General features: G+C 51.6%; 19 protein-coding genes and 1 other annotated feature. All 19 genes read right to left on the bottom strand.

Annotated features, from left to right (window positions below; translation table 11 throughout):
* Positions 1–60: 60 nt before the first annotated feature.
* Positions 61–303 (bottom strand): FeoA family protein, encoded by a 243-nt coding sequence (locus ACKQTC_RS01805; protein ID WP_408976722.1) that lies wholly within the window; start codon positions 301–303, stop codon positions 61–63.
* Positions 284–1219, bottom strand: a complete 936-nt coding sequence (locus tag ACKQTC_RS01800) for a PRC-barrel domain-containing protein (RefSeq protein WP_408976721.1) — start codon at positions 1217–1219, stop codon at positions 284–286. Before ACKQTC_RS01800 ends, ACKQTC_RS01805 begins: the two co-directional genes overlap by 20 nt.
* Before the next feature lie 12 nt (positions 1220–1231).
* Positions 1232–1963: a twin-arginine translocase subunit TatC gene (gene tatC, locus ACKQTC_RS01795; RefSeq protein WP_408976720.1), complete on the bottom strand. Its 732-nt coding sequence runs from the start codon at positions 1961–1963 to the stop codon at positions 1232–1234.
* A gap of 17 nt (positions 1964–1980) precedes the next feature.
* Positions 1981–2280 (bottom strand): twin-arginine translocase TatA/TatE family subunit, encoded by a 300-nt coding sequence (locus ACKQTC_RS01790; protein ID WP_408976719.1) that lies wholly within the window; start codon positions 2278–2280, stop codon positions 1981–1983.
* On the bottom strand, positions 2277–2468 hold the full coding sequence (locus ACKQTC_RS01785; protein WP_408976718.1) for a twin-arginine translocase TatA/TatE family subunit: 192 nt from the start codon (positions 2466–2468) through the stop codon (positions 2277–2279). The genes ACKQTC_RS01790 and ACKQTC_RS01785 overlap by 4 nt, the downstream gene beginning before the upstream one ends.
* Before the next feature lie 111 nt (positions 2469–2579).
* Positions 2580–5225, bottom strand: a complete 2646-nt coding sequence (locus ACKQTC_RS01780; protein WP_408976717.1) for a valine--tRNA ligase — start codon at positions 5223–5225, stop codon at positions 2580–2582.
* Between the two features lie 36 nt (positions 5226–5261).
* Positions 5262–5459, bottom strand: a binding site (T-box leader).
* A gap of 38 nt (positions 5460–5497) precedes the next feature.
* The gene (locus ACKQTC_RS01775) at positions 5498–6103 is read right to left on the bottom strand and encodes an ECF transporter S component (RefSeq protein ID WP_408976716.1); all 606 of its coding nucleotides are present in this window, start codon (positions 6101–6103) and stop codon (positions 5498–5500) included.
* Between the two features lie 21 nt (positions 6104–6124).
* The gene (secF, locus tag ACKQTC_RS01770; RefSeq protein ID WP_408976715.1) at positions 6125–6997 is read right to left on the bottom strand and encodes a protein translocase subunit SecF; all 873 of its coding nucleotides are present in this window, start codon (positions 6995–6997) and stop codon (positions 6125–6127) included.
* Positions 6997–8265, bottom strand: coding sequence for a protein translocase subunit SecD (gene secD, locus ACKQTC_RS01765; RefSeq protein WP_408976714.1), 1269 nt, complete (start codon positions 8263–8265; stop codon positions 6997–6999). Before secD ends, secF begins: the two co-directional genes overlap by 1 nt.
* A 154-nt stretch (positions 8266–8419) precedes the next feature.
* Complete coding sequence (gene yajC / locus ACKQTC_RS01760) at positions 8420–8797, bottom strand: preprotein translocase subunit YajC (RefSeq protein WP_408976713.1); 378 nt, start codon at positions 8795–8797, stop codon at positions 8420–8422.
* A gap of 28 nt (positions 8798–8825) precedes the next feature.
* Positions 8826–9935, bottom strand: a complete 1110-nt coding sequence (gene tgt, locus ACKQTC_RS01755) for a tRNA guanosine(34) transglycosylase Tgt (RefSeq protein ID WP_408976712.1) — start codon at positions 9933–9935, stop codon at positions 8826–8828.
* An 8-nt stretch (positions 9936–9943) separates the two neighbouring features.
* On the bottom strand, positions 9944–10972 hold the full coding sequence (gene queA / locus ACKQTC_RS01750) for a tRNA preQ1(34) S-adenosylmethionine ribosyltransferase-isomerase QueA (protein ID WP_408976711.1): 1029 nt from the start codon (positions 10970–10972) through the stop codon (positions 9944–9946).
* 12 nt (positions 10973–10984) lie between these two features.
* Positions 10985–11179: a DUF2905 domain-containing protein gene (locus ACKQTC_RS01745; protein ID WP_408976937.1), complete on the bottom strand. Its 195-nt coding sequence runs from the start codon at positions 11177–11179 to the stop codon at positions 10985–10987.
* 1 nt (position 11180) lies between these two features.
* Positions 11181–12212: a Holliday junction branch migration DNA helicase RuvB gene (ruvB, locus tag ACKQTC_RS01740; protein ID WP_408976710.1), complete on the bottom strand. Its 1032-nt coding sequence runs from the start codon at positions 12210–12212 to the stop codon at positions 11181–11183.
* Positions 12209–12808, bottom strand: a complete 600-nt coding sequence (gene ruvA / locus ACKQTC_RS01735) for a Holliday junction branch migration protein RuvA (RefSeq protein ID WP_408976709.1) — start codon at positions 12806–12808, stop codon at positions 12209–12211. Before ruvA ends, ruvB begins: the two co-directional genes overlap by 4 nt.
* Positions 12809–13285 carry a crossover junction endodeoxyribonuclease RuvC gene (ruvC, locus tag ACKQTC_RS01730; protein WP_408976708.1) on the bottom strand — a complete coding sequence of 159 codons (477 nt, stop codon included), beginning with the start codon at positions 13283–13285 and terminating at the stop codon, positions 12809–12811.
* Between the two features lie 59 nt (positions 13286–13344).
* Entirely contained in the window at positions 13345–14829 is a 1485-nt protein-coding gene (locus tag ACKQTC_RS01725) for a TrkH family potassium uptake protein (protein WP_408976707.1), read from the bottom strand.
* Positions 14830–14840: 11 nt separating this feature from the next.
* Positions 14841–16178: a Trk system potassium transporter TrkA gene (gene trkA, locus ACKQTC_RS01720; RefSeq protein WP_408976706.1), complete on the bottom strand. Its 1338-nt coding sequence runs from the start codon at positions 16176–16178 to the stop codon at positions 14841–14843.
* A gap of 99 nt (positions 16179–16277) precedes the next feature.
* Positions 16278–16889, bottom strand: a complete 612-nt coding sequence (yihA, locus tag ACKQTC_RS01715) for a ribosome biogenesis GTP-binding protein YihA/YsxC (RefSeq protein ID WP_408976705.1) — start codon at positions 16887–16889, stop codon at positions 16278–16280.
* Between the last annotated feature and the right edge of the window lie 6 nt (positions 16890–16895).

Below are 16895 nucleotides of genomic sequence, written 5' to 3'. Positions count from 1 at the left end.
GAAAGCTAGCCATTACCCGACCTTACTAGTCGGTTTATTTATTGGATCAATCTATTTTTTTTATTGACTGGCACTGACCAGGGGGACCACCCGGATATGGTCACAAATTTCCTGGGGGACTTCCAGCTGGCCGGTGCCGATTTGGATAAGAGAGGCGACGGCCCGCTTCAAGACCACAACAGTCATCCCAACATGGGCGCCAATCTGCTCGAAAATTCCTTCGTTATCAATGGCAACAATTTCCCCTAGGGTCCCTTCCTGCAGTTCGGATAGGGTACAGGTCTTATTGGTCTTTAAGGTCATCTCGATTACGCTCCTCTTCATATACTGATGTAGCCATCCGGTAGAGCTCAGTTATTTTATCCGCTTGGATGATTTCCTTGATTACCCGAACGGTAATGGGCTCACCTGGGCCTATAATGGCCTGGCCTTCCTTATTATTAATCGACTGGGAAACGGTTTGGCCGCCCAGATCCTGCATAACCACCTCAACGTCCCGTTCATGCCGGTCCCGAGAGGTTTTTTCCATGACCTTGTCAAAGAGATCGCCCAACTGGCTGTTAATCTTACTGGTCACCCGGTTGAAGTCATTGATCATTTCATCGGTATTGGCATTTTTGACCCGGTCGCTTATTTTCCCACCGAGGTCATTTAACTGTTCACCTAAGCGGTTAAGAATTTCTTCTGACTTTTGCCCGCCAGCCCCTTCCTTGCTACCTTGGCCCAGCTTAAGGGCTTCCTGGTATAGGGCCGTATCTGCAGGGAGGAGGTCCATTTGCTCAGTATCGCCGGCAACGATTAGGGCATCCGTACCCAGCCGGCAGTCTTCCCGCATGGCAAGGGCCACCGGTTGCCCGGGTGCTTGTTCCAGCCGGCCACCGGTAACAAGGAGTTCTACGAGCTTGCCTTCTCCATCAATAGCGGCATCGATAATCTTTGCCAGTAAAATCCCCTTTTCATTAATAATGGGCAGGCCAATGAGGTCATGGCCCGCCAAGGCCCCTTCCTCTGCGATGTCATCAATAACAACCACGTCACCGGCATAGGCCTTTATCCCCGCCTGGGGAATAAAGCCCTGGTTGGATAAGGCCAGGCCAGTTAATGAAGGCTTGGCTTCATGGAATAACCAGCGGGACCGTCCATTTAACAGACGACCGGACCGAATATCAATGATATCTTTAGCCATTAGGGATAGAATACTATATTTTTTTGAAGGCATATTAGACCCCTCCTAGGATGCTTTTTTCCGGGCCGTCCTAGCTTCAACCACTTGGCAAATCCGAATGGATACCTCATAGAGGACCAGCATGGGCAAGGCCAAGAGCAGTTGACTGACCACATCCGGTGGTGTGAGGACAGCTGCCAAAAAGAGGATAATAATCACTACATACCGCCGCCATTTCTTGAGAGACTGAGCCTTGACCAGGCCGGCTTTAGCTAAAAGCCAGGCCAGCAAGGGCATCTCAAAAATCAGGCCAAAGGGCAGTAAAAAGCGGCCGACAAAGTCCAGGTAGTAGTTTGCTGTGATTTGGGGTTCAAAATTGCCCCCAAACTGGTAAAGCAAAATACCAAGTGCCGGCTTCAATACCAATATATACCCGAAAGCAAGGCCGGCTAAAAATAAGAGGGTGCCCACCAGGCTGGCTGTCAACACCAAAACCCGTTCATTTTTATAAAGGGCCGGCAGGATAAAAGAAAAAACCTGCCAAACAACAACCGGACTGGCCAGGACAAGCCCTGCCATGAGACTGACTTTAAAGTAGGCGATAAAGCCTTCAGAGACACCGATAAAAATCAGCTTCTGTCCCTCGGCCTGAATGGGTGCTGTCAGCCAGCCCATTAAGAGCTCCCGCCACAAGCCAAAGCAGAGTAAGCTGGTTAAGCCAACAGCTATGACGCTCACCAGAATAACACGGCGCAAGGCTTTAAAGTGCGCGGATAGCGGTAATTCCTTATCGGCCATTGGCTCCCTCACTTCCTTTACTGGTCCTTATCCTTTTTCTGTGTATCCGGCTCCTTGATAAGGTCCCGAATAAAGTCATGGCTGGCCTCTTGGCCGCGACGGACAGCGTCCATATCGCCCTTGATTTCATCCGGGTCCAGGCCATCCGTTAAATCATTTTTCAAATCATCGGTGACGCCATTGATGGTTTGGCGGAACTCCCTGACAACCCGGCCAAATTGGCGGGCCGTTTGTGGCGCCTTATCCGGCCCTAGGACCAGGACAGCTGCCAGCAAAATAAGGATTAATTCACCGAAACCGATTGCCCCAGAGATCATTTGCTTTCGTCCTTATGGTCTTGATCCTTGTCTTCCTCTGTACCGTCATGCTTACCATCTTGGGAAACTTCTTCTTTAAACTCCCGGACGGATTGCCCTAAAGACTTGCCTACACCCGACAGGCGCGACCCGCCAAAGACCACTAAGGCGACAACAATGACCAGGAGCAGTTCCATACTACTAATCATACCGGTTATCATTTTTTCACCTCACCTAAAAGTAGCAGCCTGGGCACACCTGCTCAGGTGTGCCGCTGCCAAGTTATTTTATCATATCACGAGACCGCTACTGCAACAAGATTATAAATTTCTCAGCATATCCAGCCGGTCTTCAACAGTTGTCAATTCACCCTTGTAGGTGGTCAGTTTTTCCCGTTCCTGGTCGACCACTTCAGCCGGGGCCTTGGTCACAAAGCCCTGGTTGTTTAGTTTTCCTTCCAGGCGCTTGATTTCTCCCTGGAGGCGTTTCTCTTCTTTTTCCATCCGGGCAATTTCCGTTTCCAGGTTCAGCAGCTCTTTAATGGGCAGTAAAATCTGGACAGACCCGGTCACTGCACTGACAGCCTGTTCGGTCAAGTCATTGTCTGCCCCGACCTTCACATCAGAGGCAAAGGCTAAAAGCTGGAAGGCTTCCTGCTGGTCTTCGAATAACTCCCGAAGGCCTGGGTCAGTAATGACCAGGTGGATGGGAGCCCGTTTACCGGTCGGTACATTCATATCATGGCGGAGGCCACGGACCGCCTTAACGGCATCCATCACCAGGGTCATGTCAGCTTCTGCCTGATCATCAAGCCAGGTCTCGATTTGAGGCCAGTCGGCAATCATGATACTTTCCCCCTCATGGGGCAACTGTTGCCAGATTTCTTCTGTGATAAAGGGCATAATCGGGTGCAGGAGTAGGAGGGCTTCTCTTAAGACAATCGCCGATGCCTGCTGGGCCTCCACTTGGGCCTCGAGGCCGTGTTTCCCATATAGACGGGGCTTGGCCAACTCAATATACCAGTCACAGAATTCATCCCAGATGAAGTCTGTAATCGCCCGGGTGGCTTCACCCAGTTCATAGTGGTCCAGGGATTCAGACACATGGACAGCGACCTTGGCCAGACGAGTCGCAATCCAGCGGTCATACAGGTGACGGGGCTGGAAGTCACCCTTGAGGACGGACTGGTCTTCCGGCTGGTTCATCAGAACAAAACGGGCAGCATTCCAAAGTTTATTGGTAAAGTTCCGGGAGGCTTCGATTTTTTCCTGGCGGTAACGGGTGTCGTTACCCGGCGTTGTCCCGGTAACCAGGGTCATCCGTAAGGCATCTGCCCCATAACGTTCGATTTCTTCCAGGGGATCAATGCCATTGCCCAGAGACTTACTCATTTTCCGCCCTTGGTCATCCAAGACCAGGCCATGGATTAGGACATCATCAAAGGGTTTCTGGCCAGTCAGTTCGTAGGCATCGAAAATCATCCGGGCCACCCAGAAGAAGATGATATCCCTACCGGTCACGAGGACACTGGTCGGATAGAACATGTCCAGGTCTGCGGTCTTCTCAGGCCAGCCTAAGACTTCGAAGGGCCATAAGCCTGAGCTAAACCAGGTATCCAGAACGTCCTCATCCTGGTGGAGCTTTTTAGACCCGCAGGTCGGGCAGGTATCAGGGTCATGGGCTTCACAAATAATATGCCCACATTCCTGGCAGGTCCAGACAGGAATCCGGTGCCCCCACCACAGTTGACGGGAGATGCACCAGTCCCGAATATTTTCCAGCCAGCTGGTATAAATTTTAGTGAACCGCTCCGGTACAAATTTAATGTCCCCATTGTAGGCCGCTTCCAGGGCCGGCTTCACCAATTTTTCCATGGCCACGAACCACTGTTTACTGACCCGGGGTTCAATGGCTGTATGGCAGCGATAGCAGTGGCCGACAGCGTTATCGTAGTCTTCCACCTTATGCAGGTACTTAGTCCCTTCCAGGTCCTGGATGATTTTTTTCCGGCAGTCAAACCGGTCCAGCCCTGCATAGGCCCCGGCCTTGTCAGTCATATAGCCTTTTGCGTCGATGACTTCGCAGAAAGGCAGGTTATGCCGTTGGCCAACAGCAAAGTCATTGACGTCATGGGAGGGGGTAATCTTTAGGGCCCCGGTCCCAAATTCTTTATCCACATAGTCATCGGCAATAATAGGAATGGCCCGGTCAGCCAGGGGAATCAGGACTTCCTGACCGATGAGCTGGCTAAAGCGGTCATCTTCGGGGTGAACGGCAATGGCTACGTCCCCAAAGATAGTCTCCGGCCGGGTCGTCGCAATGGTCACATGCTGGCTGCCGTCAGCGGTGTAATAATTCAAATAGTAGAGCTGGCCATGGTGGTCTTCGTGCTCCACTTCAATATCGGAAATCGTCGTTTCACAGTGAGGGCACCAGTTGACAATATAGTCCCCCTGGTAAATGAGTCCCTTATGGTAGAGGTCTGCAAAAGACTTGCGGACCGCATGGGTGCAGACATCATCCATGGTGAAGCGTTCCATGCTCCAGTCACAGGAGGAGCCCAGCTTCCGGATTTGCCGGGTGATGGCTTCACCATATTCATTTTTCCACTGCCAGCAGCGGTCAATGAAGGCCTCCCGGCCGATTTCATCCTTGCTGGAGCCTTCTTCCCGGAGTAGGCCTTCTACCTTGGCCTGGGTCGCAATACCGGCATGGTCTGTGCCCGGGACCCAGAGGGTGTTGTCCCCCTTGAGTCTATGATAACGGATTAAAATATCCTGCATGGTGTTATCCATGGCATGGCCCATGTGCAGCCGGCCGGTGACATTCGGCGGCGGCATAACGATGGTAAAGGGCGTCCTTTCTTCATCGCGGCTTGGTTTAAAATAACCGGCTTTTTCCCAAATATCATACCATTTTTCTTCAATAGCTGACGGATCATACGCTTTAGCGAGTTCTCTTGCCATAAATATCCCCTTTCATGTAAAAAAAGACAGCCATCCTAAAAGGACGACTGTCTGCGTGGTACCACCTTTTTTCGATCCGAAGATCCTCTATGTCGATAACGAGACAAACCGGAACTGTTCCCACAGTCCACCTCAAAAGCGACCTTCGAGCAGCTTTTCTTCCGGTACTTCCAGCACTTGCACCGGTCTCTGGTAAGTCAGTCCTGCCCTACTCCTCTTTTTCATCGGCATTCATTTTATTTTATAAAGTGTAACCGATTCCCGGTCATTGGTCAATAGCGCTTTAGCTGGTTGCCGATCCGGGCATATAGGATGCCTGCCACGGTCGTCACCAGGGCCCCCTTAACCAGGTTAAAGGGCAAAACACAAAGGACAATGAGGCCCTTCAGGTCAACGATATGCCCATTGAGGGCTGCACCGGCCTGGATATAGACCTCCAAGGGAACTTGGAGCAACTTGGCATACAGGGGCAGAAGCAGGAAGTAGTTCAACAATCCTGCTGCCAGCATAAGGAGCAGAACCCCAACCACCGACCCAACGACCAAACGTTTTTTTGACGGCTGGCCTTGCATCAACAAGACCGGCGGCAGGACCAGAACGCAACCTGTCAAGAAATTGGCCAGCTCACCAACGCCTGCAGTATAACTGCCTTTAATGAAAAAGATGATGAGGATTTTTAAGAGCTCAACACAAACAGCTGCCAGTGGTCCCATCATAAAGCCGGCAACCAGGACCGGCACTTCACTGAAGTCCATCCGGTAAAAATCAGGTGCCAAAAAGGGCAAGGGAAATTCAAAATACATGAGCACACTTGCGATGGAGGCCATAAGGGCCATCCGCACCAAGTTTTTCGTTGTGAAAAGCTGTGTTTTTTTCATATTTACGCTCTCAGCTATTTTTTAGAAGCGTTTACGCTTGCTGGCCATGGAGAAGTCATACCACATGGGGGCCGCAATCCCGATGGAAGAATAAGCCCCGGATGCAATACCGATAATCATGGCCAAGACAAAGTAGCGGGTCGTATCCCCACCAAATAAGAAGACTGCGATTAAGGGCAGCAGGGTACTGATGGAGGTCACCAGTGACCGGCGCAAGGTGGCGCTGATACTGTCATTGACCACATGGGCCAGGTCCTGCCTTTTGACCCGACCGAGATTTTCCCGAATCCGGTCAAAGATAACGATGGTATCGTTAATGGAATAACCGAAGATGGTCAAGATAGCCGCGACAAAGGTAACGTTCACTTCCCATTGGAAGATGGAGAAGAGCCCGATAGTAATAAACACGTCGTGGAAGAGGGAAATAATCCCGGTAATGGCAAACCGCCATTCGAAGCGGACGGTGATATAGGCAATCATGAGCACCATGGCAATAAAGAGTGCAATCAACCCCTTTTGCAGGATTTCCTGGCCAATGGTAGGGCCTACAGCTGTTGCCTGCAGAACTTCGGTTTTGCCGAGTTGGTCGCTGATGGTTTTGACGTATTCATTTTGCTTGTCCTGTTGCATGAACTGGGTCTTGATTTGGAAAGTCCCGTCTGCCAATTCTTGAATCTGATCGCCGCCATGGCCGGTCTTTTCTAAGGCTTGGCGAACATCGGCAATCTTAACCTGCTTATCGACACTGATGTGCAGGTTGGTACCGCCGGTGAAGTCAATCCCAAAATTCATCCCTTGAATCAGGACCGATGCCAGGCTCGCAATCATTAAAATAATGGAGAGGGCATAAAATATTTTACGTTTTTCAACGAATGTGAAATAAAACTTTTTCATTATCTCCCCTCCTCCTTAGCGATGCGTTTAACGCCATAAAATTCAGGCCCCTTAACTACGCCACTAGAGATGAGGTGGTTCAAAATAAAGCGGGTGAAAGTGATGGCTGTAAACAAGCTGATAACAATCCCAATGCAGAGCGTAATAGCAAAGCCACGAATTTCCCCGGTGCCTAAAACAATCAAAACAACCCCGGCAATTAATGTTGTTACATTTGAGTCAATAACGGTTCTGAAGGCTTTTTCAAAACCTGCTTTCGTTGCCACCCGGACCGTTTTGCCTTGCCGTAACTCTTCCTTGATCCGCTCATAGATGAGCACGTTCGCATCGACTGCCATCCCAACAGATAAAAGGAAGGCTGCGATGACCTGTAAGGTAATCGTAGACCGAATCAAAATCAGCGTGCCGGCAAGTAAGAGGGCATACAGCACTAAGGATAAGCAGGCAATGACCCCGGGTCGGATATAGAGGACCAGGATTAAGAGGGCTAATAAAATACTCCCAATAATTGCAGCCTTAATACTCTTTTGAATGGCGTCAGGCCCCAGTTGCGCCCCGACAGTATTTTGTTCAACGACTTCCAGCTTAACGGGCAGGGCCCCTGCATTTAAAAGCATGGCTAAGTTAGAAGCGTCGTTTAAGCTTTCGAAGCCACCACTAATACTGGCTTCACCATTGGTAATCGGTTCTTGGATGAAAGGTGATGAGATTGGCTGACCATCGAGTTCAATCCGGATAACCCGTTGAGGGTCTCTCCCGGTCGGGAACTTAGCTACCAGGTCAGAGGTGGCCTTGGCAAAGGCATCTGCCCCATCTTTCTTGAATTTCAGGCTGACGCCAAACTGGTCGCCGGCCTGGATGGCCTTGTCATTGGTAATGGCCGATGCATTCTTTAGCTGTGACCCGTTTAAGACCACTTCACCGGTATCGGCCCGAACAAATTCCAATTTAGCAGTGGTGCCAATGAGTTCAATGGCCTTTTCCGTATCTTCGATCCCGGGTAGCTCAACAGCGATGCGGTTGGTCCCTTCGCGTCTGATTTCCGGTTCAGTTACCCCTAAACCGTTAACCCGGTTGGAAATAACCCCCATTGCATCCTGCATTTCTTCATCTGTGGTGCCCTTAGGTGCCTCCAACCGTATCTGGACGCCTCCTTGTAAGTCAAGCCCTAAGTTGGCATGACTCTTGTACACCGGTAACAGAACCACAATCGCTACTGCCAAAAGAACTACAACAGCAGCGACGATGGCTAAACCTCGCCGTTTCAAAAAAATCCCTCCCAAATTATATTATAGACAAAGGTCATTATAGACCTGAAAGCTTGAGTTGGCAAGCCTTTGCCCCCTCCAGCTTTTACTTAAATGATAAAAAAGACGCGAAACCTCAGGTTTTGCGTCTTTTATGCTAGACAGCCTCATTTGATTATTTTTCGTCATCTGCCTCAACGTCGTCAGCAACCTTTTCTTCTTCAATGGCTTCAAACGTTTCCGCATCAACAACAACGGTGTCTGCGCCATTTTTCTCTAAAACGGTGCTGATGGCCTGACGGGTTAATTCAACGGTTAGCCCTTCAGCAATTTCAACATAAGCATATTCATCGGTCAGGGCACGAATATAGCCGGTAATCCCACCAGCAGTAACGACATGGTCGCCGACAGTTAAGTTGGCCAGCATATCATTCCGCAGTTTCATCTGTTTCTTTTGGGGCCGCATGACGAAAAAGTACAAGAGCCCAAACATAGCCACCAGCCAAATCAGGGTGATGCTGCCGCCGGCAGCGTTTGTTGCAAAAATTGTCATAGTCTCCTCCTAAACCTTCATTTCATCACTAAACACTATATTGATCAAAGAAGCGCGCCCGAAAAGCCTGGTAGCGGTCATCTCGTAGGGCCTCTCTTAGATCCTCCATCAATTGGTTGAGATAATAGATATTATGTACAGACAAGAGCCGGATACCAAAGACTTCCTTTGCCTGGACGAGGTGACGGATATAAGCCCGGGAATAATGCTGGCAAGCGTAGCACTGACAGCCTTCCTGTAGGGGGCTAAAGTCGTCTTCATTTTTCGCATTCCGGATATTTTCTCGACCAAAGGGGGTCCAGAATGCCCCGTGCCGGGCAATCCGGGTGGCTTGGACGCAGTCAAACATGTCGATCCCGTAGCCGACCCCTTCTACCAGGTTATCCGGGTTGCCAACGCCCATCAAGTAGCGGGGCTTGTCTTTCGGAAGTTCATCTGCTGTGCGATCGAGCATGTCATACATAACTTCATTCGGCTCACCAACAGAGAGACCGCCAATGGCATAGCCCGGCAGGTCTACTTCCAGGGTCCGGTGGATACTTTCCAGGCGGAGGTCAGGGAACATCCCCCCCTGGACAATGCCAAACAGGGCCTGGCCCTCATTTTCATGGGCAGCTGCACACCGCTTCAGCCAGCGGTGGGTCCTCTCCATGGACTGGCGGGCATAAGCTTCATCCGCATCGGCCGGGGTGCATTCATCAAAGGCCATGATAATATCTGCCCCCAGGGCGTTTTCAATGGCCATGACCGATTCCGGTGTAAAGAGGTGCTTGGATCCGTCCAAGTGAGACCGGAAAAGAACTCCTTCTTCCGTAATCTTACGGAGGGCCCCCAGGCTAAAGACCTGGAAACCACCACTATCGGTCAGGATGGGCCCCTGCCAATTCATAAATTGGTGCAAGCCCCCGGCTTTTTTTACCAGCTCGTGGCCGGGCCGGAGGTATAAGTGGTAGGTATTGGCCAGGATAATCTGACTCTTGGCTGCCTTGACTTCCTCAGGCGACAGGGTCTTGACCGTCGCCTGGGTTCCTACCGGCATAAAGGTTGGGGTCTGAATCACCCCATGGGGGGTATGCAGCCGGCCTAACCGCGCCTTGGAATCCGATGTATCCTGTAACCGTTCAAATTCAAATGCCATTGGTCCTCCTATCGAATAAACATCGCATCGCCAAAAGAGAAAAACCGATATCGCGCGGCCACCGCTTCTTCGTAGGCCTTTAAGATGGTCTCCCTGCCGGCTAGAGCAGAGACCAGCATCAGGAGGGTGGACTTGGGCAGGTGAAAGTTGGTGATCAGGGCATCGGTTACTTGAAAGGTATACCCAGGATAAATAAAAATATTCGTCCAATCCCTCCCTGCCTTCACTTTTCCCGCTTCTACAGCACTTTCAACGGTACGGACACTGGTCGTTCCCAGGCAGATAATCCGCCGGCCCTCACTTTTGGCCCGGTTGAGTTGGTCAGCTGCCTGGGGCGTCACTTCATAAAACTCGCTATGCATCTGGTGGGCCATGGCATCCTCTTCCTTAACCGGTTGAAAGGTGCCCAGGCCAACATGCAAAAGGACCTCGCAGATGTCTACGCCCTTGGCTTTAATCGCCGCTAATAGCGCGCTGGTCATATGGAGACCTGCCGTTGGGGCGGCCGCTGACCCACTCTGCTGGGCATAAACCGTCTGATAGCGATTGGGGTCATCCAGCTTTTCATGAATATAGGGGGGCAGGGGCATGGTGCCCAGGTCTGCCAGGACTTCTTCAAAAATCCCCTCATAGTGGAAGGCCACGAGTCGCCCGGCATCAGTGACGCCAACGATTTCCGCCTCTAAACGGCCATCGCCGAAGCTAATCCGGGCCCCGGGTTTGAGGCGTTTACCCGGCCGGACCAGGCATTCCCAAGAGTCTGGCCAGTCGGTAGACCGCTTCAAGAGCAGGACTTCTACCGCTGCCGTTCCCCCTAGCTTCTGCCCAATGAGCCGGGCAGGGATGACCTTAGTCGTATTCAAGACCAGGATATCACCAGCGTTTAACTCGTCTAGTATATCATAGAAATGATGATGGGTCACCTTCCCCGTATCCTTATCCAGGACCATCAATCGCGATGCACTTCGCTGGTCTAAGGGGTGCTGGGCAATCAGTTCTTCCGGTAGATCATAGTCAAAGTCTGACGTTTTTAACACAATCACTGCCACCTATCTTAATAAGCGCATTAGCAAGCTTAGAACCACACTAATGACAATACAAGAAACAATTGGAAAGAAAAAGGTCCCATGGTCACCTTCAATGACCAGGTCCCCAGGTAAACGGGGAATCCCCCGTCCGCCTGCCTCGAAAAACCATATCAGGCCACCGAGGCAAACAAGAACCAGTCCCAGGCCGACGAGCATCTTACCCATCTGCCGACCCCCTATCCGTTGGAGGTATAGTCAGACCCAGGTGCTTATAGGCCAGCGGGGTGGCCATCCGGCCCCGCGGGGTCCGGTTAATAAAGCCCTGTTGCAGGAGGAAGGGCTCACACATATCCTCCAGGGTCCCGCTATCCTCATTTAAGGTCGCCGCCAGGGTATCCAGGCCAACCGGTCCACCGCCATACTTGAGAATAATCGTTTCCAGGAATAAGCGGTCCACCTGGTCCAGGCCCAGCCGGTCAATTTGCAGGGTATCCAGGGTCGCCTTGGCCAGGTCCTCGGTGATCACCCCATCCGCCTGGACCTGGGCAAAGTCCCGGACCCGCCGCAGCAAGCGGTTGGCAATCCGTGGGGTTCCCCGGGCCCGCCGGGCCAGCTCGCCGGCCCCGGTTTCCGTAATGGGCACCTGCAAAAGGGCTGCACTCCGCTTGATAATCTCTTCCAAGTCCCGGTGGCTATAAAAGTCCAGCCGTTCAATGACCCCAAACCGGTCCCTTAAGGGAGCCGCTAAAAGGCCTGCCCGGGTGGTAGCCCCAATTAAGGTGAAGGGGGCCAGGTCCACCCGTAAGGTTCGGGCTGCCGGCCCCTTCCCCATAATGATGTCCAGGGCATAGTCTTCCATCGCCGGATAGAGCACTTCCTCGACACTCCGGTTAATCCGGTGAATTTCATCAATAAAGAGGATGTCCATGGGCTCCAGGTTGGTCAAGATAGCTGCCAGGTCCCCGGGTCGCTCAATAGCCGGGCCGGAAGTCACCCGCAGCTGTACATGCATTTCATTGGCAATGATTTGTGCCAAGGTGGTTTTACCGAGGCCCGGGGGACCATAAAAGAGGACGTGGTCCAGGGCCTCCCCCCGGTCTTTTGCCGCTTGGACATAGATATTCATATTTGCTTTCACCCGGTCTTGACCGATGTATTCGCTAAAGGTCTTGGGCCGGATGGATATATGTTCTAGGTCATCGGGCAGCTCTTGGGGGGATATAATTCGCTCATCGCGCACGCCTGTCAACTCCTATGCTTACCAAGTAAGGTTAAGGCTTCTTTTAAAAGGGCCGATTCGTTCTCTTCCTCTTTGGATAAGAGGGGACGGACCGCCTCTATTTCGACCATTTGATAACCGAGGCCGAGAAGGGCGTCGGTCACCACATCCAAGGCTGATGAAGGGGCCACCACTTGGTCGGGTGCCCATTCTTCAGGTAAGTCTGCCGGGTCAAAGGCCTGTTCCAGTTCTAAAAGAATCCGTCCGGCGGTCTTCTTACCGCAGCCGGGGAGCTTCAAGAGGGCCTTCTCATCCTTAGCCAAGACAGCCCGGATGATCTCGTCTGCTCCTGCAGCCGCCACCATGGTGACTGCACTTTTAGCCCCGATTCCTGTAACAGACCGCAGCTGGTGGAAGACATCCCTATCTCTGCCGGTCTCAAAGGCGTAGAGTTCAATGGCATCCTCTCGCACATTGGTATAGGTATAGACAGATAAGTCCTCACCCACCTGGAAACGAACCCGGGGGTCACAGCCAAACTGGAGCTCATAGCCAACGCCGCCCACCATAAGGATTAAACTTTTCGCGTTTAGAGCAAAAACCTTCCCTGTTAGGTAGCCAATCATTTAAAGCCCTCCCCTCATATGCGCATGACAGATAGCAATCCCCAGGGCATCGGCGGCATCGTCCGGCTTGGGCGTGTGGTCCAAGTGCAGGATTTCCTTGACCATCCGCTGGACCTGTTTTTTTTCTGCCATCCCATAGCCAACCACCGCCCTTTTGACCTGCATCGGCGTATATTCGCCAATGGGAATCTGGTGCCTTTCAGCCTGTAAAAGAAGGATGCCCCGGGCCTGGCCGACCGTAATGGCGGTGGTCGTATTCCGGCCAAAGAAAAGCTTTTCGATGGCAATTTCGTCAGGCCTAAAGCGGTTGATCACTTCGTCAATTTCATTATAAATGGTCAATAACCGCCGGCTCATCGCGTCTTCAGCCGGCGTTGTGATGGTACCGTAGCAAACCCCGGTAACCCTTCCCCGTAAATAGCGGATAACGCCATATCCGGTCGTGGCCGTCCCTGGGTCAAGTCCCAAAATAATCATGGCGCCTCCGTTCTAAAAATACATCATCTTATCTATTTTAGCATATTCATACAGGCCGCTCAAATATCCGCCCGCCTGGTTACCTTGTCAATCCGCTCCCCATGCTTGTGGCTAATAGGTAGGATGGTCACCAGGAAGGTGTAGATTTCCAACCGCCCAATGATCATCAGGACGGCGTCGTAATACTTGAGGGGAGTGGCCAGGTCGGAAAAACAGGTGTAGCCCCCCGGTTCAGAAAAGAAGGCGCCCCCGTTCCCAATGCAGGTGGCCGACATGGATAGGGCCTCCATATGGGATACGTCAAAAAAGCTGTTAATCATGGTCCCCACCAGGAGAAAGGCCACATAGAGGAAGAAAAAAATCCCGGCATTGGTAGCCACCCGGGTTGGCAGGGCCGTATCCCCGACCTTGATACTGGTGACCACCCGGGGGTGGATAATCCGTTGGAGTTCATTTTGGGTCTGCTTCAGCATGATAAGGATCCGTTCAACCTTCATCCCTCCGCTGGTCGACCCGCTACAGCCCCCGATGACCATCAGAATTAGGAGGATGTACTGGGTGAAAAAAGGCCAGTGCAAAAAGTTATCGTTGGTGTAGCCGGTCGTAGTGATAACCGATACCACTGAAAACAGGGCATACCGAAAGGCCGTACCGGCACCATTAACATGGTAAAGGGCCAGGTAGACGAAGGATAAAAGGGTGGCGATAGCGATAATGCTCACATACAGGCGAAATTCCAAGCTTTTAAAGGCCAGCTTAATGGACCGCTTGGCAAAAATCCGGTAAATCAGGATAAAGTTCATCCCGCCAATAAACATAAAAACGATGGTCACCCATTCTGCCGCCGGGTTTTGTAGGCCGCCAAAGCTAGCATCCATGGTCGAGTAACCGCCGGTGGCAATAGTCGTCATGGCATGGTTGATGGCATCAAACCAGCCCAGGCCACATATTTTCAGGGCTAGGGCGTTCAAAAGGGTCAGGATGACATAGGCATACCAAAGACGTTTGGCATTATCCGATATCCGCGGGCTGATTTTTTCCTTCATTTGGCCAAACTCAGCCTTAAAAAGCTGCATACCGCTGACGCCTAAGCTGGAAAGAATGGCCACAAAAAGGACGACAATCCCCATCCCGCCTAGCCATTGGGTCATAGACCGCCACAAAAGCATGCTTTCCGGCAGGACTTCCACACTGGGTAGGACATTAATGCCTGTAGCCGTAAAGCCGGATGAGGCTTCCAAAAGGGCATCCCCGAGTTCCGGATAGTAGCCGCTCAAGGCAAAAGGCAGGGCCCCAAAAAAAGAAGCGGCAAACCAAGTGATGGTTACCAGCCAAAGTCCTTCTTTAATGCCTAGGTTTCCCCGCGCCTGCCTAAAGGCAAAGTACAGGGTGGCCCCGGAAATCAAGGTGATAATAGCGCTGATGGTAAAAGCTGCTGTATCCATCTCAATTTCTTTATAGGATATGATAAGTGGAACGAGCATGGTGCCCCCAATTAAAAGGAGAATCCGCCCCAATGCTGCTAAGACAATCTTATAATTCATCTCTTCCTCTATTATCTAAACAAGCGCTTTAACTTCTTCATAGATGCTTTCGCTACAAATATATTTAAATTATCCTCAAATAAGAGCACATCATTCCCTGTGGGGATAATGACCTGCCCGTCCCGTAAAATAGAGACCACAATGACCCCCTTGGGGAATTTGATATCCTTAATGGCCTGGTTGGCCAGGGGGTGGTTTTCGCGGTCAATAATGAGCTCGATAATCTGGGCAAAGCCGGTATTGACTTCGGCCATGGAAATCAGGGTCCCCTTTTGAATGAAGCGCATAATGGCCTCACTGGTGAGTAACCTGGGGCTGACCGATACATCTATCCCGACCGATTGAATCAGGGGCAGGTAGTCGCTCCGTCTAATCTGGGCGATGGTCTTTTTGGCTCCCAGCCGCGACCCCATCAGACAGGTCAAGACATTCAGCTTGTCGTCTTCTGTGGTACTGACGAGGATGTCTACTTCATCAATGCCCTCTTCCTGCAAGATGTCAATGTCACTGGCGTCCCCATGGAGGATGATGGTCGTATCCAAAAGGGCGGACAGGCGCTCACAGCGGGCATAATTCTTTTCAATGATGGTAACCCGGATATTGGTCGGTTCCAGGTTTTTGGCCAGGTAGTAACCGGTCCGGCCACCACCGAGAATCATGACCTGTTCCACCGGGCGCCGGTTAATCCCCATAGACTTTTCTACCGCTTCCATGTCCTCTGTCCGGGAAATCAGGGTAAGCCGGTCGCCGGCTAAAATGATATCATCCCCATTTGGGATGATCAGGTCTCCATCCCGCAGGATCGAGGTAATCAAAAAGCGGTTGGCCCCAGTGAGATTTTTGAGCATCACATTGACAATAGAGGCCTTCTCCGGCACTTCAATTTCCAGGAGCATGACCTGCCTGGCGTCAAAAAAGTTAACGTTTAAGGCCTCCGGCACCTGGACATAGTTGGTAATGGCGTTGGCTGTAACCTGTTCCGGGTTGATGAAAAAATCAATGCCCAGGGATTTGTTGGCTTTCAGCAAGGCATCCTGGGCGTATTCAACATTCCGCACCCGGGCCACTGTACAGTCAGCTCCGCGCTGCTTCGCAAACATACAAGCCAACATATTGACTTCATCGCTGTCGGTCACGGCAACCAGCAGGTTAGCTTCCTTTAAGTTTAAGTTTTGCTGAAAGCGGGGGCTGGCGCCATTGCCAACCAGAACCTGGACATCCAAGTTATCATTAACGGTATCAGCCCGGTCCGGGTCTCGTTCAACAACGATAACATCATGTTCCTGGTCAGAAAGCATCTCAGCCAAGCTGAAACCAACCTTCCCGGCACCGATGATGATTGCTTGCATGGTTTGCACCTCCTATCTTTTAACAGTGTATCATTGATCCCGAGAATTTCAAGAGAAAAGAGCCCCACCAGTGTAGCTGGCACAGGGGGCTCTATCTGTTTATTCTATGTCTTCTACTTCTTCCGGCTCTACCAGTTCTTCAATTAAATCCTTGAGCTGGTCGAGGCCAATACCTGATTCAGCGGAAAAGATCAGGGGCTTTTTGGGGCTATCCAGAGCCCGCATAATCTTACTGGTATGGGCCTGCCATTTCCCCTTTGGGACCTTATCGGCCTTGGTTGCCACCACAGCCACCGGCAGGTCCTGGTCCATCAGCCAGTTAAACATGGCGATGTCATCCTTAGAGGGCTCATGGCGGATGTCGATTACCTGGAGGACCAGGACCAGGGGGACCCGGTTAGCCAGGTACTTTTCAATAAAGGCCTGCCACTTTTCCTTTTCTGTTCGGCTCACCCGGGCATAGCCATAGCCCGGACAGTCCACCAGGTAAAAGGGGGCAATGTCCGACTGGATGGCATAGTAGTTCAACTGCTGGGTCTTACCCGGCTGGGCACTGGTCCGGGCCAGGTTTTTCCGGTTGATGAGCCGGTTGATTAGAGAGGACTTCCCAACATTGGACCGGCCTACCAGGGCGATTTCCGGAAAGCCGTCATCCGGATACTGGCTTGGTCCCACAGCGCCGCGTAAAAAGCTGGCTTTTTTAATCTGCATACTTCC

Origin of the sequence: Peptococcus simiae (assembly GCF_046097595.1) — a bacterium.
In the GTDB taxonomy this organism is placed as follows: Bacteria; Bacillota; Peptococcia; order Peptococcales; family Peptococcaceae; genus Peptococcus; species Peptococcus simiae.
The sequence above is the reverse complement of the archived record's forward strand: the minus strand, read 5'-3'. Positions and strand labels throughout refer to the sequence as shown.